The 22491-nt window shown below is 42.5% G+C and carries 15 protein-coding genes, 1 tRNA gene and 2 rRNA genes; 1 reads left to right on the top strand and 17 read right to left on the bottom strand.

The window, feature by feature from the left end; all coding sequences use genetic code 11:
- The 8 genes from HMPREF1195_RS06515 to HMPREF1195_RS06550 all read right to left on the bottom strand — a co-directional run.
- Window positions 1-2131: ribosomal RNA gene (locus HMPREF1195_RS06515) — 23S ribosomal RNA — on the bottom strand; the annotation flags it as partial.
- Window positions 2132-2255: 124 nt separating this feature from the next.
- A tRNA-Ala gene (locus HMPREF1195_RS06520) sits at window positions 2256-2328 on the bottom strand.
- Between the two features lie 53 nt (window positions 2329-2381).
- Window positions 2382-3929 (bottom strand): 16S ribosomal RNA (locus HMPREF1195_RS06525).
- A gap of 250 nt (window positions 3930-4179) precedes the next feature.
- Window positions 4180-5106 carry an ATP-binding cassette domain-containing protein gene (locus tag HMPREF1195_RS06530; RefSeq protein WP_003010296.1) on the bottom strand — a complete coding sequence of 309 codons (927 nt, stop codon included), beginning with the start codon at window positions 5104-5106 and terminating at the stop codon, window positions 4180-4182.
- Window positions 5107-5116: 10 nt separating this feature from the next.
- On the bottom strand, window positions 5117-6184 hold the full coding sequence (locus HMPREF1195_RS06535) for an ABC transporter ATP-binding protein (RefSeq protein WP_003004369.1): 1068 nt from the start codon (window positions 6182-6184) through the stop codon (window positions 5117-5119).
- Window positions 6185-6195: 11 nt separating this feature from the next.
- Complete coding sequence (gene oppC, locus HMPREF1195_RS06540) at window positions 6196-7122, bottom strand: oligopeptide ABC transporter permease OppC (RefSeq protein WP_023919302.1); 927 nt, start codon at window positions 7120-7122, stop codon at window positions 6196-6198.
- Window positions 7122-8621, bottom strand: a complete 1500-nt coding sequence (locus HMPREF1195_RS06545; RefSeq protein ID WP_023919303.1) for an ABC transporter permease — start codon at window positions 8619-8621, stop codon at window positions 7122-7124. Before HMPREF1195_RS06545 ends, oppC begins: the two co-directional genes overlap by 1 nt.
- Before the next feature lie 72 nt (window positions 8622-8693).
- Window positions 8694-10679, bottom strand: coding sequence for a peptide ABC transporter substrate-binding protein (locus tag HMPREF1195_RS06550; RefSeq protein WP_023919304.1), 1986 nt, complete (start codon window positions 10677-10679; stop codon window positions 8694-8696).
- Between the two features lie 205 nt (window positions 10680-10884).
- Between HMPREF1195_RS06550 and HMPREF1195_RS06555 the strand changes: the two genes are divergently transcribed.
- Complete coding sequence (locus HMPREF1195_RS06555) at window positions 10885-12126, top strand: serine hydrolase (RefSeq protein WP_023919305.1); 1242 nt, start codon at window positions 10885-10887, stop codon at window positions 12124-12126.
- 56 nt (window positions 12127-12182) lie between these two features.
- Here HMPREF1195_RS06555 and sufB read toward each other — a convergent pair whose 3' ends face one another.
- The 9 genes from sufB to HMPREF1195_RS06600 form a co-directional block, all read right to left on the bottom strand.
- Complete coding sequence (sufB, locus tag HMPREF1195_RS06560; protein WP_003010279.1) at window positions 12183-13595, bottom strand: Fe-S cluster assembly protein SufB; 1413 nt, start codon at window positions 13593-13595, stop codon at window positions 12183-12185.
- A gap of 32 nt (window positions 13596-13627) precedes the next feature.
- The gene (gene sufU / locus HMPREF1195_RS06565; protein WP_023919306.1) at window positions 13628-14062 is read right to left on the bottom strand and encodes a Fe-S cluster assembly sulfur transfer protein SufU; all 435 of its coding nucleotides are present in this window, start codon (window positions 14060-14062) and stop codon (window positions 13628-13630) included.
- Complete coding sequence (locus HMPREF1195_RS06570) at window positions 14049-15275, bottom strand: cysteine desulfurase (RefSeq protein ID WP_023919307.1); 1227 nt, start codon at window positions 15273-15275, stop codon at window positions 14049-14051. The genes sufU and HMPREF1195_RS06570 overlap by 14 nt, the downstream gene beginning before the upstream one ends.
- Window positions 15276-15284: 9 nt before the next feature.
- On the bottom strand, window positions 15285-16547 hold the full coding sequence (sufD, locus tag HMPREF1195_RS06575; protein ID WP_023919308.1) for a Fe-S cluster assembly protein SufD: 1263 nt from the start codon (window positions 16545-16547) through the stop codon (window positions 15285-15287).
- Between the two features lie 66 nt (window positions 16548-16613).
- A complete protein-coding gene (sufC, locus tag HMPREF1195_RS06580; protein WP_023919309.1) occupies window positions 16614-17384 on the bottom strand; it encodes a Fe-S cluster assembly ATPase SufC in 771 nt (256 codons plus the stop codon).
- 134 nt (window positions 17385-17518) lie between these two features.
- Window positions 17519-18676: a glycosyltransferase family 4 protein gene (locus HMPREF1195_RS06585; protein WP_023919310.1), complete on the bottom strand. Its 1158-nt coding sequence runs from the start codon at window positions 18674-18676 to the stop codon at window positions 17519-17521.
- The gene (gene mecA / locus HMPREF1195_RS06590; protein ID WP_003013950.1) at window positions 18673-19410 is read right to left on the bottom strand and encodes an adaptor protein MecA; all 738 of its coding nucleotides are present in this window, start codon (window positions 19408-19410) and stop codon (window positions 18673-18675) included. Before mecA ends, HMPREF1195_RS06585 begins: the two co-directional genes overlap by 4 nt.
- Before the next feature lie 135 nt (window positions 19411-19545).
- The gene (locus tag HMPREF1195_RS06595; protein ID WP_013904699.1) at window positions 19546-20382 is read right to left on the bottom strand and encodes an undecaprenyl-diphosphate phosphatase; all 837 of its coding nucleotides are present in this window, start codon (window positions 20380-20382) and stop codon (window positions 19546-19548) included.
- 108 nt (window positions 20383-20490) lie between these two features.
- The gene (locus HMPREF1195_RS06600; RefSeq protein WP_023919311.1) at window positions 20491-22398 is read right to left on the bottom strand and encodes a DUF2207 domain-containing protein; all 1908 of its coding nucleotides are present in this window, start codon (window positions 22396-22398) and stop codon (window positions 20491-20493) included.
- Window positions 22399-22491 lie beyond the last annotated feature (93 nt).

Consider the following 22491-nt stretch of genomic DNA (forward strand, 5'->3'; position numbering starts at 1 on the left):
ATGGCTCCTACCTATCCTGTACATGTGGCACAGACACTCAATATCAAACTGCAGTAAAGCTCCATGGGGTCTTTCCGTCCTGTCGCGGGTAACCTGCATCTTCACAGGTACTAAAATTTCACCGAGTCTCTCGTTGAGACAGTGCCCAAATCATTACGCCTTTCGTGCGGGTCGGAACTTACCCGACAAGGAATTTCGCTACCTTAGGACCGTTATAGTTACGGCCGCCGTTTACTGGGGCTTCAATTCATACCTTCGCTTACGCTAAGCACTCCTCTTAACCTTCCAGCACCGGGCAGGCGTCACCCCCTATACATCATCTTACGATTTAGCAGAGAGCTGTGTTTTTGATAAACAGTTGCTTGGGCCTATTCACTGCGGCTGACTGAAAGCCAGCACCCCTTCTCCCGAAGTTACGGGGTCATTTTGCCGAGTTCCTTAACGAGAGTTCTCTCGCTCACCTGAGGCTACTCGCCTCGACTACCTGTGTCGGTTTGCGGTACGGGTAGAGTATGATTAACGCTAGAAGCTTTTCTTGGCAGTGTGACGTCACTAACTTCGCTACTAAACTTCGCTCCCCATCACAGCTCAATGTTACAGAATTAAGCATTTAACTCAATTCACACCTCACTGCTTAGACGTGCACTTCCAGTCGCACGCTTTAGTTAGCCTACTGCGTCCCTCCTTCACTACATACTCTAGTACAGGAATATCAACCTGTTGTCCATCGGATACACCTTTCGGTCTCTCCTTAGGTCCCGACTAACCCAGGGCGGACGAGCCTTCCCCTGGAAACCTTAGTCTTACGGTGGACAGGATTCTCACCTGTCTTTCGCTACTCATACCGGCATTCTCACTTCTATGCGTTCCAGCGCTCCTCACGGTACACCTTCTCCACACATAGAACGCTCTCCTACCATACCTATAAAGGTATCCACAGCTTCGGTAAATTGTTTTAGCCCCGGTACATTTTCGGCGCAGGGTCACTCGACTAGTGAGCTATTACGCACTCTTTGAATGAATAGCTGCTTCTAAGCTAACATCCTAGTTGTCTGTGCAACCCCACATCCTTTTCCACTTAACAATTATTTTGGGACCTTAGCTGGTGGTCTGGGCTGTTTCCCTTTCGACTACGGATCTTAGCACTCGCAGTCTGACTGCCGACCATAATTCATTGGCATTCGGAGTTTATCTGAGATTGGTAATCCGGGATGGACCCCTCACCCAAACAGTGCTCTACCTCCAAGAATCTTAATGTCGACGCTAGCCCTAAAGCTATTTCGGAGAGAACCAGCTATCTCCAAGTTCGTTTGGAATTTCTCCGCTACCCACAAGTCATCCAAGCACTTTTCAACGTGCCCTGGTTCGGTCCTCCAGTGAGTTTTACCTCACCTTCAACCTGCTCATGGGTAGGTCACATGGTTTCGGGTCTACGACATAATACTAAAGCGCCCTATTCAGACTCGGTTTCCCTGCGGCTCCGTCTCTTCAACTTAACCTCGCATCATATCGTAACTCGCCGGTTCATTCTACAAAAGGCACGCTCTCACCCATTAACGGGCTCGAACTTGTTGTAGGCACACGGTTTCAGGTTCTATTTCACTCCCCTCCCGGGGTGCTTTTCACCTTTCCCTCACGGTACTGGTTCACTATCGGTCACTAGAGAGTATTTAGGGTTGGGAGATGGTCCTCCCAGATTCCGACGGGATTTCTCGTGTCCCGCCGTACTCAGGATACTGCTAGGTATAAAGACTATTTCAAATACGAGGCTCTTACTCTCTTTGGCTGACCTTCCCATGTCATTCTTCTATAGTCTTTAAGTCCACATTGCAGTCCTACAACCCCGAAGAGTAAACTCTTCGGTTTGCCCTCCTGCCGTTTCGCTCGCCGCTACTCAGGCAATCGCTTTTGCTTTCTCTTCCTGCAGCTACTTAGATGTTTCAGTTCACTGCGTCTTCCTCTACCTATCCTTAACAGATAGGAGTACTAGCCATCAGCTAGTGGGTTCCCCCATTCGGACATCTCTGGATCGTCGCTTACTTACAGCTCCCCAAAGCATTTCGTCGTTTGTCACGTCCTTCTTCGGCTTCTAGTGCCAAGGCATCCACCGTGCGCCCTTATTAACTTAACCTTATTTTTGGTCTTGCGACCTAAACTCTTTAAATATTTACAGCGTTTCGGTTTATTTTCTTGTTACTATTTGATATAGATATTCAATTTTCAATGTTCAATCTTAACACCCTTTAAAGTGTTAATGGAGCCTAGCGGGATCGAACCGCTGACCTCCTGCGTGCAAAGCAGGCGCTCTCCCAGCTGAGCTAAGGCCCCACAAGACCTCTCAAAACTAAACAAGACCAACGTACAGGTTTCCATTTCCTTAGAAAGGAGGTGATCCAGCCGCACCTTCCGATACGGCTACCTTGTTACGACTTCACCCCAATCATCTATCCCACCTTAGGCGGCTGGCTCCAAATGGTTACCTCACCGACTTCGGGTGTTACAAACTCTCGTGGTGTGACGGGCGGTGTGTACAAGGCCCGGGAACGTATTCACCGCGGCGTGCTGATCCGCGATTACTAGCGATTCCGACTTCATGTAGGCGAGTTGCAGCCTACAATCCGAACTGAGACTGGCTTTAAGAGATTAGCTTGCCGTCACCGACTCGCGACTCGTTGTACCAGCCATTGTAGCACGTGTGTAGCCCAGGTCATAAGGGGCATGATGATTTGACGTCATCCCCACCTTCCTCCGGTTTATTACCGGCAGTCTCGCTAGAGTGCCCAACTCAATGATGGCAACTAACAATAGGGGTTGCGCTCGTTGCGGGACTTAACCCAACATCTCACGACACGAGCTGACGACAACCATGCACCACCTGTCACCTCTGTCCCGAAGGAAAACTCTATCTCTAGAGCGGTCAGAGGGATGTCAAGACCTGGTAAGGTTCTTCGCGTTGCTTCGAATTAAACCACATGCTCCACCGCTTGTGCGGGCCCCCGTCAATTCCTTTGAGTTTCAACCTTGCGGTCGTACTCCCCAGGCGGAGTGCTTAATGCGTTAGCTGCGGCACTGAGTCCCGGAAAGGACCCAACACCTAGCACTCATCGTTTACGGCGTGGACTACCAGGGTATCTAATCCTGTTTGCTCCCCACGCTTTCGAGCCTCAGCGTCAGTTACAGACCAGAGAGCCGCTTTCGCCACCGGTGTTCCTCCATATATCTACGCATTTCACCGCTACACATGGAATTCCACTCTCCCCTTCTGCACTCAAGTTAAACAGTTTCCAAAGCGTACTATGGTTAAGCCACAGCCTTTAACTTCAGACTTATCTAACCGCCTGCGCTCGCTTTACGCCCAATAAATCCGGATAACGCTCGGGACCTACGTATTACCGCGGCTGCTGGCACGTAGTTAGCCGTCCCTTTCTGGTAAGTTACCGTCACAGTGTGAACTTTCCACTCTCACACTCGTTCTTCTCTTACAACAGAGCTTTACGATCCGAAAACCTTCTTCACTCACGCGGCGTTGCTCGGTCAGGGTTGCCCCCATTGCCGAAGATTCCCTACTGCTGCCTCCCGTAGGAGTCTGGGCCGTGTCTCAGTCCCAGTGTGGCCGATCACCCTCTCAGGTCGGCTATGTATCGTCGCCTTGGTGAGCCGTTACCTCACCAACTAGCTAATACAACGCAGGTCCATCTCTTAGTGATGCAATTGCACCTTTCAAATCAATATCATGCGATATCGACTTTTATGCGGTATTAGCTATCGTTTCCAATAGTTATCCCCCGCTAAGAGGCAGGTTACCTACGCGTTACTCACCCGTTCGCAACTCATCCGCTCGGTGCAAGCACCAAGCTTCAGCGTTCTACTTGCATGTATTAGGCACGCCGCCAGCGTTCATCCTGAGCCAGGATCAAACTCTCATTAAAATAATTGTTTGTCTTAAACTCATTCTGTCACTGACAGATTTATTGTTTTTTTATTGTTCAGTTACTATAACTTTCGTTATAGTGCCCTGCACATTGGTTCGTCTTGTTCAGTTTTCAAAGGTCTTTGTCGCTCTCGCGCGACAACTATATTAGTATATCATGACCTACCCTTACTGTCAATACTTTTTTCAAAAAAATTTATTTTTTTGAAAGTTTTTTTGAAAAAAATAAAATAGAGAGGAATGCCTCTCTATTTATATTCTTGTCTGTATTTGTTTTCTTCAGCTTTGTTAGCCCATACATAATGACCTGGTTTAATTTCAACCATTTGTGGTTTATCTTCAGAATAATCATGTTGTTCTGGATCGTAGATTTTTAGAACTTTTTTACGTTCTAGAATTGGATCTGGAATTGGGACCGCTGAAAGTAGGGATTGGGTGTATGGATGGATTGGGTGGTTAAATAGCTCTTCAGTTTCTGCTACTTCTACAATAACCCCTTTATAGATAACTGCAATACGGTCAGAAATGAAGCGCACAACTGACAAGTCATGGGCGATAAATAGATAGGTCAAGCCTAATTCTCTTTGGAATTTTTTCAAAAGGTTCAAGACCTGTGCACGTACTGAAACGTCAAGGGCTGAGATTGGTTCATCCGCAATGACAAATTCTGGTTCCATGACAAGTGCACGGGCAATACCGATCCGTTGACGTTGACCACCTGAGAATTCGTGAGGGTAACGTGTCAAATGTTCTGCTAGAAGCCCAACTTCATGCATAATATTTTTTACTTTTTCCTGACGTTCTTCTTCGCTGTTAAACAAATGGTGGTTGATCAAACCTTCAGAGATAATATAATCAACAGTTGCACGTTCATTCAAACTTGCTGCTGGGTCTTGGAAGATCATTTGAATTTTACGGATCAACTCTGATTTTTCACTATGAGAGTTTTTTCCGTTGATCTTGCGACCGTCATAAATAATTTCTCCAGCACTTGTATCATTCAAACCGATGATCGCACGTCCAATTGTTGTCTTCCCACTTCCTGATTCACCAACAAGAGAGAACGTTTCTCCCTTATTAATGAAGAAGTTGGCGTTTTTAACAGCAACGAATTTTTTACTTCCTTCACCGAAGGAAATTTCTAAATCTTTAATTTCAACTAATTTTTCAGTCATTTCCTTCCTCCTATTCTGTAATGTGAGTGAAGCCCATTTTTGAGCCAATCTTTTCGTGAAGGTTTTCGATTACTTCTGGTTTATGAACTGTTGGTGCATCTGGATGGAGCAACCATGTCTTAGCCCAGTGAGTATCGGTCACTTTGAAAGCAGGTGCCTCTTCTTCAAAATCAATCTGCATCGCATAATCTGAACGAAGTGCGAAGGCATCTCCTTTGATTGGAGCATACAATGATGGCGGAGTCCCTGGAATAGAGTAAAGATCACCATCTGAGGTTGACAATTGAGGCAAGCTTGAAAGCAAGCTCCATGTGTATGGATGTTTTGGATCGTAGAAAATTTCTTCTACTTTACCAAACTCAACAATTTCTCCAGCATACATAACGGCTACTTTATCTGCAATACTTGCAACCACACCTAAGTCGTGGGTGATAAAGATAACTGTAAATTGGTATTCTTTTTGAAGGGATTTCAACAAATCAATGATTTGCGCTTGAATGGTTACGTCTAGGGCTGTTGTTGGTTCGTCACAGATTAAGATATCTGGACGGCAGGCCAAGGCGATGGCAATAACGATCCGTTGACGCATCCCACCTGAATATTGGAATGGATACTCATCAAAACGACGTTCCGCATCTGGAATTCCAACTTTCTCCATATAGTCCAAAGCCATTTCTTTAGCTTCTTTAGCTGTTTTCCCTTGGTGTTTGATAATGACTTCTGTAATTTGTGAACCAATTGTGTTGATTGGGTCCAAACTTGTCATTGGGTCTTGAAAAATTGTAGCGATCTTAGATCCACGAATATTTTCCCAATCTTTATTCGATTTCAAATCTGTCAATTCTTGACCACGGTATTTAATCGAACCTTGGGCAATACGGCCATTATCTTCTAACATTCCGGTGAACGTCTTTGTCAAAACTGATTTCCCTGAACCTGACTCACCAACCAAGGCAAGAACTTCACCTTCTACTAGCTCAAGCGATACGCCACGAATCGCTGTCAGTACGCGATCGCGCACGTCAAATTCCACTACGATATCTTGAGCAGATAAAATAATATTGTTATTTGATGTCATATCTACTCCTCCTATCTATGTGTACGTGGGTCGCTGGCATCGGCCAAGTTTTGTCCGACGATAAAGAATGACAAGGATACTAAAATCAAAACAGTAAGTGGAATCCAGAATAGGTAGGCATTTGTAGTTACGTTTTGAGAATAGTCAGAAATCAACCGTCCCAAACTTGGAACTGTGATTGGAAGACCAAGTCCGAAGAAGGAAAGGAAAGCTTCGTAAGAAATAAAACTTGGTAACATTTGTGATGTCTGGGTCACGATTACAGATACCAATTGAGGTAAAATATTTTTCGTAACAATTTTCAACGTTGGTGTTCCTAATGTTCGACTGGCCAAGTTGTACTCCAAATCACGGTAACGCATGATTTGAACACGAATCATGTAGGCAATTCCGATCCATCCTGTTAAGGACATGGCAAGAATCAAATTCCAGAAACCAGATCCCATTGAGTAAGTCAAGACGATAACGATCAACATAAATGGAATGTTTGAAATAACGTTATAAACTTCCATCATGATACGGTCGATGGATTTTGAGATTCCCCAAATTCCACCAACGATGACTCCGACCACCACGTTAATAACAGTTGCGATAAAGGAAATGATAATCGAATTTCGAGCACCAAACCAAACTCCATCAAAGAGGGATTTACCGTTGTTATCTGTACCAAAGAAAGCTTTGGCACTTGGTGGATTCAAACGTGCTGAAAAGTCATTTACCTTACTTACGTCGTTGTAATCAAAATTTGAAAACATCGGGTAGATAAAACTCATCAAGAGAATCCCAATCAAAACAGCAAGCATAATGATCGTGGTTCTTTTTTTAAAGAATTGTCTGAATACAGATTTCCAGTATGAATACGCTGGAGCATCGATTACTTCAGAGGCAAAGTCATCGCGTTTTACAAACTGAAATTTATTTTTATCGATTGTAGCCATTATTTGCCTCCTTTCGTATTCGTTAATTTAATCCGTGGATCAAGCACTGTCATCAAGATATCACCTAACATGGCAGCAAAGATACCAAGCGATGTGAAGATGAAGACAAGTCCGATAACCATGGTGTTGTTTGATGCTTTAATAGAGTCAATCAACATTTTACCCATACCTGGGAAAGCGAAGACTGTTTCAGTAAGTGTCGCACCTGAGATAACTCCAATAATAGATGTCGGAATACCAGATACCAATGGAACCATCGCATTTTTGAAGATGTGTTTTTTTGAAATCTCACGTTCTGACAATCCTTTTGAACGAGCAAAACGGACGAAATCTTGTGAATGGATATCGATCATGTAACGACGAATCCAAACGGCGTTAAATGGTGCACTCAATAAACCAAGAATCAGAGACGGCAATACATATGAACGCCAGTCCTGTGCTCCAAGAACTGGGAATGAGTCTGGAAGCCCAAAGAATGAACCTGCTAAACGGACAATGTAGACCGAAGCAATGGTTGGAAGAGACATCATAAATGTCAAAGCAGCTGTTGAGATGCTATCAAACCATGAGTTCTTGAACAGAGCCATGTAAGATCCTAATGGGATCGCAATCAAATAAGAAATTGCAATACCAATCAAACCAATGATTGAAGAAGATGCAATCATGGATGGATTCTCATAGTTGCTCAACGTTGCTGTATAAGCGTCCCCTTTACCAAATCGACTGATATCTTGTGAGTCTGCCTTACTTGGTGATTTGTAGGTACGTGAGTAGATATCGATGGAAGATGTCTTTTTACCTGTTGGGAAGTTCACTTCACTCTTCTTAGTTGTTCCTTGTCCTTGTGTAATAACTTGAAGAACAGGGGTATTTGAATAAGTTGGATATGAATTTCCAAGGTTTAAGGTCACAAAGTTTTGGTGTACATATGGGAATTGACCATTAAAGTACAAGAGGTATTTGTGTTTCGTACCAGAACCTACAACTGACCAACCAATAGACGGATCATTTTCAATACGGATATAGCGTTTGAGGTTTGGATTTGAAGCATCTTTCACCCAACCTGGATGATCAAATTGAATCAAATTCGCATAGAAGCTGACGACACGTTCAAAAACTGGAATTTCACGCACCGCATAGAAAGACTTACTTTCTGGGAAACGTTTCAACTGCCAACCATGACCTAATTTGTTAATGTATTCCTTATAGATCTTTTCATTGGCAGTTGTCGCATCAACTGTTACAGAAGAATCTTCTTTACTTGCTTTTTGTTGCAAGCTCTTTGAATCCATGTATTCCAAATAACCCATGCGATCGTAGACAGTATTTTCGTAGTTGATCTTCGAATCTTTTGTCTTCGCTACTTTATTGTAGTTGGGGTCATTTTTAAAGATGAGATTTCTCGGTGTTAGCGTATAGATAATCATGTAGGTTAATGTCGTGACGAGAAAGATCGACACTAACGAACGCAAAATACGCATAAAAACATATTTTTTCATATTTCATTCCTTTAATGTCCAAAAGAACTTTCTCCCCTAGAAGAGAAAGTTCTAATGAAAAGCAATAATTAATTATTTAACGTGTTTTTCAAGATCTTGTTGAGCTTTTTTGTTTGACTCAGCTTTTTCTTTTTGCCATTTTTCACGTGCTTGTTCGTATTGTTTCTTAGTAACAGGTTCATCTTGAACTTCTACATATTTGAAGTAAGCAGATCCTTTGTTACCTGTTTGAGCTGATGGGCCAGAGAATGGAACCACTTTAGAAACAACTGTTGCTGCGCCTGTGCTTGACATTGTTGGGATTACTAAGGCACTATCACTCAACCAAGCTTGAGCAGTAGCATATTTTTCGTAACGTTTAGCTACATCAAGTGATTCGCTATTAGCATCTGCAAGAAGTTTCGCATACTCATCCAAGCCAACTGCTTTGGCTGAAGCATTATCTACACCACCTGCAAAACCAAGGTAAACTTTTGTTTGGTCTTCTGATGATGGTTGAAGAGTATCAAGGTAAGTTGATGGATCATCGTAGTCTGGGTTCCATCCGACCAATCCTTGAAGATCCCAATCTGCATCTGCAGCTGATGGAACATTCAATGTGATGTTCAACACTTCGTCTTGGTCCATCATTTGAAGGTCAAGAACGACATTGTCTTTACCAAGAGTATCTTCCACTGTTTGTTTCAATGATTGCATCCGTGAAACAAAGTTTGTAGAGTTTTGTGCTACTGGTACGTCAATATGAATTGGGAATTGAACGCCATCTTTTTGAAGTTCAGCTTTTGCTTTTTCAAGTTGTGCTTTTGCTTTGTCTTTGTTGTAAAGACCGTCTTGACCATCTGCAAGGTTGACACCTTTCCATTGGTCTCCATAAGTAGTCAACTTATCTGCAACCACATCTCCAAAGTCTTTCCCATTAACTTGTACAAAAGCAGGAGCTGTATAGGTATTACGGATAGCTGGTTTAGCAAATGCTTTACTATTTACTTGCGCTGAATAGTTTTCACGATTCAAAGCAAAGGTGATAGCTTGACGGAAATCTTTGTTTAAGATTGCTTTCTTAGTAGAAGATTTTTCAGCATCTGATTTCTTAGCTGTGTGTTTGTAAGATTGACGATCAATGTTGAAACCAAGGACTGCTACACCTGAACCAGCCGGTGTGTTGTAAATGTTGTCTTTATATTTTTTCTCTACTGTAGCAAAGTTTGAGCTTGCTGGGAAAAGACGAGCAACTGTATAAGCTCCATCAGAGAAGCCACGCGCCAATGAATCTTGATCTGATCCATCGTAGTAGGTAAGTTTCACTTCTTTAAGGTGAACGTTTTTCTTATCCCAGTAGTTGTCATTCTTTTCAAATACAACAGATGATTTTGACGTAATAGATTTAAGAAGGAAAGGTCCGTTTGCAAGGATTGACTTCACATCGTTTGGTTGACCAAAATCATCTCCCTTACTCTTCAAGAAATCTGTGCTAATCGGGAACAAGATTCCGTTTGTTGTTTTAGAGTTCCAGAAGGTTTCAGGTTTGTTCAATGTGTATTGAAGTGTGTAATCATCAACCGCTTTGACACCAACTTGGCTAAAGTCTGTAGTTTTTCCTTGTACATAATCATCCAAGCCTTTGATTGAGCCTTGAACTAGTGAAAGAGTTTCCGATTTTTTATCAGCAGCGTGTTTCAAACCTGTTACAAAGTCTTTAGCTGTCACTTCGCCATGTTCTTCACCGTCTGCATCGTACCACTTAACCCCTTTACGAATTTTGTAGGTATAAGTCAAACCGTCTTTTGAAACAGACCAATCTTCTGCAAGTGATGGTACGAGATTACCATACTTGTCATTTGCCATCAAACCATCTACGACGTTTGTAGTAATATCGTGTGTAGCAGCTTTAGAAGATACAGTGTAGTCCAAAGTTTGAGGATCATCTGTGTAGACATAACCATAGTTCTTGTCTTCGCCTGAGCTTGCTTTGCTAGTATTTGAACTAGAACATGCAGCCAACAATCCAGCTGCAAGAAGTGTTACTCCGGCAACTGCAAATACTTTACCTTTTTTCATAGGAATTCTCCAATAGTTTTTTTAGATTTGTTTAAGATTATATCACAAGTAGAAAAAAAAGTAAACTAAATTTTCTGAATATTCGATTTATCACTATTCAAAAACCTTGCTATGACTGACTTTTTAGCCTAATTGATGATTTTACGATTTTCCATTAATCATTTGTATGATACAATAGAGAGGACTAAGCAACGAGGAAACAACTGTGAAAAAATTCTTTCTTTCTTTTTTAACTTTTATCTTGCTGTTATGCAGTTTACCTTATCAAGTCGTTCTAGCAGACGAGCTAGAACTTCCTGCTCAAAGTGCTATTGCTGTTGAAGCTGATACAGGTAAAATCTTATATGAAAAGGATTCAGAGAAAAAGCGAGATGTGGGGGGACTATCTACACTCTTGACCACTTATCTGATTTTCGAAGCCATTCATGAAAAAAAACTTTCTCTAAAAGATCCTATCAAACTGTCTGAGAAAGCTCTAGCCTTAAATGATATCGAAGGTGCTGGTTCTCTTCCTATGGAAGCGAACCAATATACGGTTGAACAGTTATTGACTGCTCTTTTAGTTGGAAATTCTAGCACCGCTGCCTTGGCCTTAGCTGAGAAAGTAGGTGGCTCTGAGAAAAGCTTCGTTGAAAAAATGAAGCAAAAACTTGCTGAATGGGGCATTCAATCTCCTCATTTAATCAATGCTACCGGATTAAATACTCAAACCATCAGCGGAGATTCCGACGGGAAAGAAGACGAAAATCAATTGAGTGCTTATGATATTGCTGTTATTGCCAAGCACTTACTTCAGGATTTCCCTGAAGTGACCAAATATACTTCAAAGCCCACTGCTCTTTTTTCAAACACGCAGATTGAAAACCCCAACCTGATGCTAGAAGGCATGCCAAATTACCGTTCGGGCGTTGACGGCCTTCGGGTCAGCAACTCTACCAAAGGAGGCATCACCTTTGCTGCATCGACGACGCAAAATGGCATCCATATGATCACAGTTGTCCTAGGAGTGGAGGCAGTTGACGGTGATCCATATGCACGCTTTGTGGCTACTTCTTCTCTGATGAACTACGTGGTACGAACCTTTGTTTCTTCCATTGTCGTCAAAGAAGGAGATCCCTACGGAAAAAGTAAGGCAACTATCATGGATGGGAAGTCAGAGACTGTTTTAGCTGTTGCAAAAAAAGACTTCTATATCGTCGAAAAACAAGGTAGTCAAGCGGAACCAAAAATTCAATTCAAGAGTGACCAAGAATCATTCCGAGCACCTGTCAAATCAGGCACTAATCTTGGAAAATTACACTACACTGATCCAGATAAAATCGGACGTGGCTACTTAGAAGATCAAGAGCCAACGGTCGATATGGTAGCAGGAAGAACCATTGAGAAAAGCTTCTTCTTAAAAGTTTGGTGGAATGAATTCGTCCGTTATGTCAACGAAAAATTATAAGCAAAAAAATCACAATGGAGTCAAATCCATTGTGATTTTTGATTGATGAAAATGAATTATCCTACAGATCCTTCCATTTCGTAGCTAATGAGTCGGTTTAACTCAACGGCATATTCCATTGGAAGTTCTTTTGTAAAGGGCTCTACAAATCCCATGACAATCATTTCTGTCGCTTCTGATTCAGATAAACCACGACTCATCAAATAATACAGTTGTTCTTCTGAGATTTTTGAAACCTTAGCTTCGTGCTCCAAAGCAACTTGTGAGTTGTGAATTTCATTAAATGGAATGGTATCTGATGCAGATAAATCATCCATGATAATGGTGTCACACTCAATGTGAGAAACTGATTTCTTGGAATTTTTGTTAAAGGTTACTTGTCCACGGTAGTCTACCTTTCCGCCACCTTTCGCGATGGATTTCGACACGATAGACGAGCTAGTGTGAGGGGCATTGTGGATCATCTTGGCACCTGTATCTTGGTGTTGACCTGCATTCGCAAAGGCAATGGACAACATGGTCCCACGCGCTCCTTCCCCATCCAGATAAACAGATGGGTACTTCATGGTTGTCTTGGCTCCTAAGTTCCCATCGATCCACTCAACTGTGGCATCTTTTTGAGCTTTAGCCCGCTTGGTGACCAAGTTGTAGACATTGTCAGACCAGTTTTGGATGGTCGTGTAACGCATATAAGCACCATCTAAGGCAAAGATCTCAACAATCGCAGCATGGAGGCTATTGCTTGAATAGGTCGGTGCTGTACAGCCTTCTACATAGTGAACACTTGCTCCCTCATCCACGATAATTAAGGTACGCTCAAACTGACCTGTATTTTCATTGTTGATACGGAAGTAAGTTTGAAGGGGGACATCTACTTTTACGCCTTTTGGTACATAGATGAAGGTTCCACCAGACCAGACTGCTGAGTTGAGGGCAGCCAATTTGTTATCCGTTGGTGGTACTAACTTCGCAAAATACTGTTTGAAAAGGTCTGGGTATTCTTTTAGGGCAGAATCCGTATCGGTGAAGATAATCCCCAACTTTTCAAACTCTTCTTTCATATTGTGGTAAACCACTTCTGATTCATACTGAGCAGAAGCCCCTGCTAAGTAAGCACGTTCTGCTTCAGGAATCCCGATACGCTCAAAGGTTTCCTTGATTTTCTCTGGAACTTCGTCCCATGAACGGGCAGGTTTATCCGAAGGTTTTTGATAATAGATCAAATCATCAAAGTCAATTTCTGATAGATCGGCTCCCCAGGTTTGCATGGGCATCTTTTTGAAGGTTTCAAAAGATTTCAAACGGAATTCGAGCATCCATTCTGGTTCATTTTTTGCTGCAGACAATTCACGAATAACCGCTTCATTCAATCCCTTCCCGGTAGAGAGAATGGGTTGAACGTCATCGTGAAATCCAAATTTATATTCACCGAGATCAATTGGTTTCGGTTCGACTCTTTCTTCAGCCATAATTTCCTTTCTTTCTCTGTTTCTTCTTTTAACTATTTGCTACGTTCGATCGCTTTTTTAAGAGCATTCCAGGAGAGGGTCGCACATTTAATCCGTTGTGGAAATTTTGAGACTCCAGATAAAAATGCTGCGTCTCCTAATTCCTCTTGTCGAGGATCTGACTTCCCTTGGACCATTTCTGAAAAGACCTGTGCCAATTCTTCAACTTCCTCTTTTGTTTTTCCCATTACAGCATCTGTCATCATGCTAGCTGAAGCTGTTGAGATCGTACAGCCTGAATTCACAAAGGCAATATCTTCCACCCTGTCATTCTCATCAAATTTCACACTTAACTGGATCACATCTCCACAAGTTGGATTGTTGAGTTGGATCTTATCAACATCTTCAATCTGCCCTTGGTGATGCGGGTGTTTTGAATGGTCAGCTACGACCGCCATGTACAGCGAATCTAATTTAGAAAGTGCCATTGAAAAACTCCTTTGCTTTGATCAATGCCTCAATTAATTTATCACAGTCCGCTTTGGTGTTGTAGATATAAAAACTTGCTCTCGTTGTCGCCGGAACTTGTAGGTATTGAAGGAGCGGTTGTGCACAGTGGTGACCTGCACGAACAGCAATCCCTTCATAATCTAATGCTGTTGCCAAGTCATGCGGATGGAGATCTCCTAGATTAAAGGAAATGACGCCAGAACGTTGGGCTAAGTCTTGGGAACCATAGATGGTCAAGCCTTCGATAGCCTGTAATTTTGGAAACACATAGGCAATCAATTCTTGCTCATGCGCTTCTACCTGTTCCATCCCCAGCTCTTCTAAGTAATCGATTGCTGCACCAAGTCCAATTGCACCCGCCATATTAGGGGTTCCAGCTTCAAATTTCCAAGGTAATTCCTTCCAAGAGGCAGATTGCTCGTAAACAAAGTCAATCATCTCGCCCCCAAACTCGATCGGAGACATTTGCTCTAAGATTTCTTCCTTCCCATAGAGGACACCAATCCCTGTTGGTGCAGCCATCTTATGGCCAGAAAAAGCAAAGAAATCCGCATCTAAGTCTTGTACATCAATGGCCATATGAGGGGTTGATTGAGCCCCATCTACGACCATTATCGCTCCAACTTCATGAGCTAATCGAGCAATTTCCTTGATCGGATTGACCACCCCTAAGACATTTGAAGCATGGGTGATAGAGACAAATTTTGTCTTCTCACTAAGCTTGCTCTTTAAGTCCTGCATATCCAGTAAGCCATCTTTTAGATAGACATAGACCAGTTTTGCTCCTGTTTTCTTGCAGGCTTGCTGCCAAGGAATGATGTTGGAGTGATGTTCCATGATGGAAATCAGGACTTCATCCCCTTCCTTTAGGACTTCTTCTGCATAGCGGGCTACCCAGTTGAGTCCGGTCGTTGTTCCTCTTGTAAAGAGCACTTCCTTGGTTGATGAAGCGTTGATAAATTTTCTGACTTTCTCACGCGCCGCCTCATAAGCAGCTGTCGCTCGTTCAGCCAAGGTATGGACTCCACGATGGACATTGGCGTTATCTTGCAAATAATAGTGATTGACTGCTTCAAGAACACGTTTAGGTTTTTGCGTCGTCGCTGCATTATCTAGATAAACCAAAGGCTCATCGTGGACTAGTTGATCGAGAATGGGAAAATCTTGAGCAATCGTATTTTTATCTAGCATTGTTTCTCCTTAGCGTTGAGATAACTTTTCTTCGATGGTAGCAATCATTTCATCACGTACTTCTTGAACTGGGATTTCAACAATAACAGATCCCAAGAAACCACGCACCACTAAGCGTTCCGCTGTGTGTTGATCCAGGCCACGACTCATGAGGTAATACATATCTTCTGGGTCCACTTGACCGATCGATGCAGCATGGCCTGCTGTAACGTCATTTTCATCAATCAAGAGGATTGGGTTGGCATCTGAACGCGCTTGGTCCGATAACATCAAAACACGGCTTTCTTGCTGAGCATCAGCTCCTTTAGCCCCCTTGATAATATGACCAATTCCATTGAAGGTCAAGGTTCCTTTTTCAAGAATAACCCCGTGTTGCAAGATATTTCCGATCGAGTTGCAACCAAAGTTGGTCACGCGGGTGTCAATTCCTTGCACCTGACGACCGCTTGATAAGGCAACGACTTTCAAATCTGCATGACTTCCGTTTCCAACCAAGTCACTGTCAAAATCTGCAACCACGTTGCCTTCGTTCATAACACCGATAGCCCAATCAATGCTGGCATCCTGACCTAGTTTTCCACGTCGACTGATGTAGGCTGTGACATTTTCACCCAGACGGTCAATCGCCGCAAATTTCACTTGGGCACCTGAGCGGGCAATCACCTCAACCGTCACATTAGCAGTTGCTGTTGCTGAGCCATCACCTTTTGATTCTAGGCGTTCCAAATAGCTGAACTTGCTGTTTTTGCCTGCAATAATCAAAATGTGTTTGTTAAAAGGTACATCACTATCACTATCCTGGTAGAAAATACCTTCGATTGGTTCTGAAATTTCGACGTTATCTGGAATATAGAGAACAGCCCCACTATTAAAATAAGCCGTGTGGTAAGCTGCTAGCTTGTCGTCATCGTATTTGACTGAAGACATGAAGTAGTCTTCCACCATCTGCGGAATTTCTTCTAGGGCAGAATGGAAATCTGTGAAAAGGACTCCTTGGTCTGCCAAGGTTTGTGGCACCTGTTCAAATACAGTTTGGGTTCCAACTTGGACCAATTTTAAGTTTGAATCGAGGGCTGTAAAATCGGGAACATTGGCAGAAGCCTCGCTTTCTGTGATCGTTCCATCCCCAAGATTCCAGCGGTGGAATTTGACGCGTTCAATGGCTGGCAATTCCAACTGATCGATCTTGTCAAAAGCTTTTTTTCGTAAATCTTGCAGCCAGCTTGGCTCAGCATGCAATTCCGAAAAGAGGGTAATATTTTCAATACTCATTTTTTTCTCCTAATAAAGATACTATCTGTTTGATTTTATGACAACATTAGATCACTTGTCATCAGGTTATAGTTCTTCTTTATAGTCGTAACCGAGTTCTTCTGCAAGTTGTGCATAGCCTTCACGTTCCAAGCGTGCAGCCAATTCTGGCCCACCTGAAAGCACAACACGGCCTTCCATCATCACATGAACGACGTCAGGAGTAATATAGTTCAACAAACGTTGGTAGTGGGTGATGATCATAGCTCCAAAACCTTCACCCCGCATTGCATTAACCCCTTTAGATACGACCTTAAGAGCATCGATATCCAAACCAGAGTCAATTTCATCCAAAAGGGCAAATGTTGGTTCCAACATCAACAATTGAAGGATTTCATTGCGTTTTTTCTCACCACCAGAGAATCCTTCGTTCAAATAGCGTTCTGCCATTTCTTCTTTCATGTTGAGCAGTTCCATCTTTTCATCCAATTTTTTGATGAAATCACGAATAGAGATCTTCTCGTCCTCTTCTTTACCAGCATTCAAGGCTGCACGTAAAAATTCTGCATTGGTAATCCCTGGGATTTCTGAAGGGTATTGCATAGCAAGGAACAAGCCCATCCGTGCACGTTCGTCTACTTCCAATTCCAAGATGTTGACACCATCAAAGAGAATCTCCCCTTTGGTTACTTCATAATTTGGGTTTCCCATAATGGCAGCTGACAGAGTAGATTTCCCTGTTCCATTTGGTCCCATGATGGCTGCGATCTCACCAGTTTTTAGGGTCAGGTTTACACCTTTTAAAATTTCTTTGCCTTCAATTTCAACGTGAAGGTCTTTAATTTCTAATGTCGACATTGCATTCCCTTTCTTTTTACTTTGAAGTCTAGAAGGTTCTCAAAGCATCGATTCCTTCATCACAAAGTATTTTTTTACCTTTCAAGTATATCAAAAAAAAGCCTAAATGGCTTTTCTTTTGATTAGAACTATTCTTATTTAGTTTTTTCTTTTCGTTTTTGACGAACTTCCTCCCGGTAGGAAGAATTCCCTATATAGCGCAGAACATTTAACAAAGGACTATGATGTGGCCCTAAAACCCCAATCAATTCTGCTAACAACTCTACTCCAAACAAGAGCCCGATCACAAGTAGGACACCCCCAATGCGACTCGAGATGTTGAGCAAGAGAGAAATCAAGGAGAAAATCATCGAAATCCCATAGATCACAAGTACAGTTCCCCGATGTGTCAAGCCCAGAGAAAGAAGTCGGTGGTGCAAGTGATTGCGATCCGGTTTATAAAATTTTTGACCAGATAGGGTCCGACGGATAATGGCTAAAAAGGTATCTGTAATCGGTACTCCGAGGATAATCATTGGTGTGACTACCGCAACAGCTGTCGCATTTTTCAAACCTTGCAAGGACAAGACAGAAATCATAAATCCGATAAACAAGGCACCGGTGTCTCCCAAATAGAGAATGGCCGGATGGTAGTTAAAGGGAAAGAAACCTGCAATGGACGCAACCAAGACAAAGATCGTCATGGTCAGAAAGAGATTGGGTACTGGTAGAAAGAAATAGGACACAATCCCCATTGTTACTAGGGAAATAATAGAGACTCCACTCACCAATCCATCTAATCCATCAATCAGATTGACCGCATTGGTAATAGCAACAATCCAAATCACTGTCAAAAGATAAGAAAGCCATGGTTCAAAATGAAGTAAGGGCCCACCGAACGGAATCTTAAAATCATTTAGACGAAAATCTGTCAAAAACCAGACCAGACTCGCTGCCAGCAGGATGCCGATCATCTTTTTTTTGGCAGACAACTCTTTTACATCATCGATCAAGCCTGTTAGCGCGATAATCCATCCTGCGCCCACGACCGGCAAGGTATAAGATAGGTAACTTTTGATTGGTGCGGTAGTGGATGTCAGCATAGGAATAAACACAAGAGTCGCAATTGAAAAAGCAATCACAATAGACAGTCCACCCGCACTTGGCATGGGCTTGGTATTGATCCGACGCGCATTCGGATAATCTACAGCATCAATCTTAAAGGAGAACAAGCGAACCAAGGGCGTCAATACCAAGGCAATCATAAAAGTTCCAATCAGCACCAGAACAAATTGCAAGGAAAAGGACATCATAAGCTAGCAACTTTCTTCAAATTCTCAATCGCACCAGACACCATTAGTAAGTGACCATGTTCCTGCAGAACAGCTCGTGTCACTTCTGAATCATCTGCATACTCCCGAATGATGGCAAGCAACCAGGTTGGATATTGATTTGGTTGATCCTCTGTATCGATCAAGACAGTTAAATAATAATCAGACCCCATTTTGTATAATTCAGAGGTATCCACTGGAAAGCTGACCGTTTTTGAAAAGGCAACTGCTTGCTGGATATTTGAAAAACGCAAAATGTAATAAATATACTGACTTACTGGCGCTTCAGGTGTCGGATCTTGTTCTTGATTGTCCCGCAACTCTTCTTGTTCCAAATGGTGAATAGCTTCTGCATCCCCTTTTGTCTTATCAGAGATTGTTTTTTCCAGGGTTTTGATAAATTCATCTGGCGTCATGCGCGACAACTCTTCCATATCAGGAAGATCTGATAAATCCTCAAAATCCAATTGTTGGTCAATTTTTGATTTGGTAACAAAAACATCCAGTTTATCTGGTTTTGGTGTCACACGAAAACTAAGCATCCCGCTATCCAGGAAGCTTTCTGGCATTTCGAGTTCATCCAAAATGGCGTAGAAAAACTCTTCTGTTTTTTCTTGTGGGACAAGGAAATCAGCAATTTCCATCCCACGTTCTTCTAAGTCTTCTAGTTGGATCGTGATCTTAATAGTTGAATCACTAATTTGCTTCATCTTCATAGCATAACCTCATACTTCTAGTCTTACTATTATACTAAAAAATTGGATAGAATTCAAAAAAAGGATGCATCGAAAAGAGGTCGGGACAAAAGTCTCCAACCTCGAAAAATAATTTGATCAAGTTCAACCGTTCTCTTAGAAAATAACACGGAAGAGTCCATACAATAGCAAGATGGAACCAAGAACAATCCGGTATTTCCCAAAGACGGTGAAATCATGATTTTTCACATAATCTGTCAAGAAGCGGATAGCGTACATGCTGACCACAAAGGCCACTCCCATCGCTACCAGTAGAATAAAGAGTTGCCCCAGTGCTAGTGAATGTCCGCCAAGAGCGAATTTTCCAACCTTTAAGAGGCTAGCGCCAAACATGGCTGGGATCCCTAAATAAAAGGTAAATTCTGTCACCACTGGACGACTAACACCATTGATCAAGCCGCCTACAATCGTAGCACCTGAACGGCTTGTTCCTGGAAATAGCGATAAAACTTGGAAGAGTCCGATATAAAGAGCTGTTCGATAAGGGAGCTTATGCAATTCCGTTACTGCTGGCTCAACCTGTTCTCGTCTTTCCAGATAGATAAAGGCAATCCCGTAGGTGATCAACATAATCGCAACGGAAATCGAATTGTGAAAATGCGCCTCAAACCAATCATCCAATTTAAAAACAAAGACAAGCGGGAGCGTTGCAACCGCAACTTTTGCCCATAATTGCCAAGTTCGACGTACTTCTAGTGGAGATTTCCCCGGTTTGAAGGGATACAATTTATCGAAATAAATCACCACAACCGCTAGGATCGCACCCAATTGGATCACGACATTGAACATCTCCATAAAGGCTGGATCTTGATTTTTAAACTGCACAAAATCCTGTAACAGAATCAAGTGACCTGTACTTGAGATCGGTAACCATTCTGTAATCCCCTCGACAATCCCAAAAAGAACCGCCTTGATTAATTCGATCAGAAACATCTTTTTCTCCTAAACTTACATTTGCTCTATTATATCATAAATCTATGGACTGGACCAGACCTTCTAAACTAGAAGGGAAAGAGCGACCAAGACCATTCTTAGTGCTGCTTAGAAGGCACCAAAGCCTCCTCCGCCTCCTCCGCCAGAGAAACCTCCTCCACTACCAGAGGAAACTGTGAAATGACTAGCTGTCGATGCTGTCGATCCATAAGTAGACATGGCATGACTTGAGTGGGTCACATCATGATAGAACGGAGTATAAACGAAGGCGTTTAAGGCTTGATTTTCTAAATGAATATTCCGAAGCTTCATGACCTTTGTGACCTGATCAGCTACACCATACAAGGCCGCATAGACCAATAAGCGATTCCATAGGACCAGAGACTGCAACTCTGCATCATTGAGGTGGGCAATCTCTTTCAACATCCGACCAAAACTATCCCAGTAATAGCGTTGCTCAGCACCCGCAAGATTGACAACTCCATCTCGTAGGCAGGCTTTAAAGACACCATTGAAGCGCACTGGCATAAACCAAAGTATGAGGATCCCTATCAAACAAGGAACAGAGAACCAACCCATCCCAAAGATGGCAAAGATTTCTGCTCCAAGAGCGATAAACCAAGCAGCCCAACCAAAGAAGAGACTTCGTCTAGCTTGCGCTTCTTCTTTTGCTTCTAAAGGGCGATAGTAGCTTGGCAAATGGAGATCTTCCACCTTGCGATGAACATCTCGGGCCACTTGGTTGACAGCCGTATCAAAGCGGCCCTGAGCCCAACTTCCTAGTGAACGAATGGCATCTTGATCTGCTTTTTTGGCATGTTTGTATACATCATCACTAAATTTATAATTCTCAAAGAGACGGTTAACAGGACAGGAAACTTGATCCCCAAAAGCCATATTCATAAAGGAGCGTTCAAAATCATCCACATGTCCATGAGACTTTCTCGTCAAAACGACTTCATTTCCTTGTTGCTCGTAGACAATCACTCCACGATCCATCAAATCCAGCAAAGTAGCTTGAAGCATTTTTTCAAATGTGAATACTGGAGGAGTTGCCTTCTCTTTATTGGTCGGGGAGGCCTCGTCTAATTCGGCTGAATAAACAACCGAGCTCATAACAAGAGGTGCAATATCCTGTGGAATCTCGTAAAGACGAGTATCAGTCGGATAGGTCACACCAGGCCAAATCATTTTTTTGAACCGATTGCGACCCAAGAGAGAAAGAAGCCAGAGTGCAATAATGAAGGCTGGCAAGATCCAGTTCCAAAACATGCGTGTCCAGTATTTTTCCTGTTCAATTTTAGCTTGGTTCTTGTGAAATTCATCCAATTTGGTTAATCCTGTATTTCGACCAGAATCATACAAAGTAGTTAGATCTGACTTCAACCAGTAACCATACAACTCCACAGCCTTTCCTTTGCCTAGGTTATAGAAAGTGGCAGAATAGATTCCATCTTCTTTCTTTACAGTCACATCCGGTCCCATAAAGGCTGTATGGATATACAGTTCCGATTGGGCATTAGCTGGTGCAAACTTAGGGATGACACGAAACTGAACTTCATCCACCTTCTGATCGCCATCTGTGATCGGTTTCCAGTTCAACTCCAAGATATCCTTGTGTGAATAGAGGAGATTTTTTAATTTCCATGTAACTTTAATTTTGACAGTATCTGTCGCTACACCACTGTTATAAATTTTCACTCGGTAGCCATCACCTAGATTCGTAATCTCGGGTTCTCTTTGAAGATCACGACCTTCCACCTCAACCTTTGGCGGTATCTCAATTGCAAACCCTTGTGGCATGTTGCCCGCAGTTCCTAGGCTAACATACTGCCCTCTATAAGAATCTTTGAAATAATAAACCAGTTCTTCCTCATAGGTGGCGTCGTCCCAGGTGTCCAAGGTCAAGGTTCCACCATAGTAAAGTACATCATAAGATGGACTAGATGCATGGACATTCTGACTGACAAAAAGGCAGGCCAGAAAGGCGAAAAAAACATACAAATACTTTTTCATTTGATCACGCTCCTTTGTATTATTATAGCATTTTTTAAATAAAAAGAGGACCATGTTTGAAATGCAGCCTATTTTACTGTACAATAGAGAAGT

Origin of the sequence: Streptococcus parasanguinis CC87K (genome assembly GCF_000507765.1) — a bacterium.
GTDB lineage: Bacteria > Bacillota > Bacilli > Lactobacillales > Streptococcaceae > Streptococcus > Streptococcus parasanguinis_J.

Excerpts from the sequence above, each read along its gene's own strand:
- HMPREF1195_RS06530 (WP_003010296.1), bottom strand. The coding sequence starts at position 5,106 with ATGACTGAAAAATTAGTTGAAATTAAAGATTTAGAAATTTCCTTCGGT.
- HMPREF1195_RS06535 (WP_003004369.1), bottom strand. The coding sequence starts at position 6,184 with ATGACATCAAATAACAATATTATTTTATCTGCTCAAGATATCGTAGTG.
- oppC (WP_023919302.1), bottom strand. The coding sequence starts at position 7,122 with ATGGCTACAATCGATAAAAATAAATTTCAGTTTGTAAAACGCGATGAC.
- HMPREF1195_RS06545 (WP_023919303.1), bottom strand. The coding sequence starts at position 8,621 with ATGAAAAAATATGTTTTTATGCGTATTTTGCGTTCGTTAGTGTCGATC.
- HMPREF1195_RS06550 (WP_023919304.1), bottom strand. The coding sequence starts at position 10,679 with ATGAAAAAAGGTAAAGTATTTGCAGTTGCCGGAGTAACACTTCTTGCA.
- sufB (WP_003010279.1), bottom strand. The coding sequence starts at position 13,595 with ATGGCTGAAGAAAGAGTCGAACCGAAACCAATTGATCTCGGTGAATAT.
- sufU (WP_023919306.1), bottom strand. The coding sequence starts at position 14,062 with ATGGCACTTTCTAAATTAGATTCGCTGTACATGGCGGTCGTAGCTGAC.
- HMPREF1195_RS06570 (WP_023919307.1), bottom strand. The coding sequence starts at position 15,275 with ATGCTAGATAAAAATACGATTGCTCAAGATTTTCCCATTCTCGATCAA.
- sufD (WP_023919308.1), bottom strand. The coding sequence starts at position 16,547 with ATGAGTATTGAAAATATTACCCTCTTTTCGGAATTGCATGCTGAGCCA.
- sufC (WP_023919309.1), bottom strand. The coding sequence starts at position 17,384 with ATGTCGACATTAGAAATTAAAGACCTTCACGTTGAAATTGAAGGCAAA.
- HMPREF1195_RS06585 (WP_023919310.1), bottom strand. The coding sequence starts at position 18,676 with ATGATGTCCTTTTCCTTGCAATTTGTTCTGGTGCTGATTGGAACTTTT.
- mecA (WP_003013950.1), bottom strand. The coding sequence starts at position 19,410 with ATGAAGATGAAGCAAATTAGTGATTCAACTATTAAGATCACGATCCAA.
- HMPREF1195_RS06595 (WP_013904699.1), bottom strand. The coding sequence starts at position 20,382 with ATGTTTCTGATCGAATTAATCAAGGCGGTTCTTTTTGGGATTGTCGAG.
- HMPREF1195_RS06600 (WP_023919311.1), bottom strand. The coding sequence starts at position 22,398 with ATGAAAAAGTATTTGTATGTTTTTTTCGCCTTTCTGGCCTGCCTTTTT.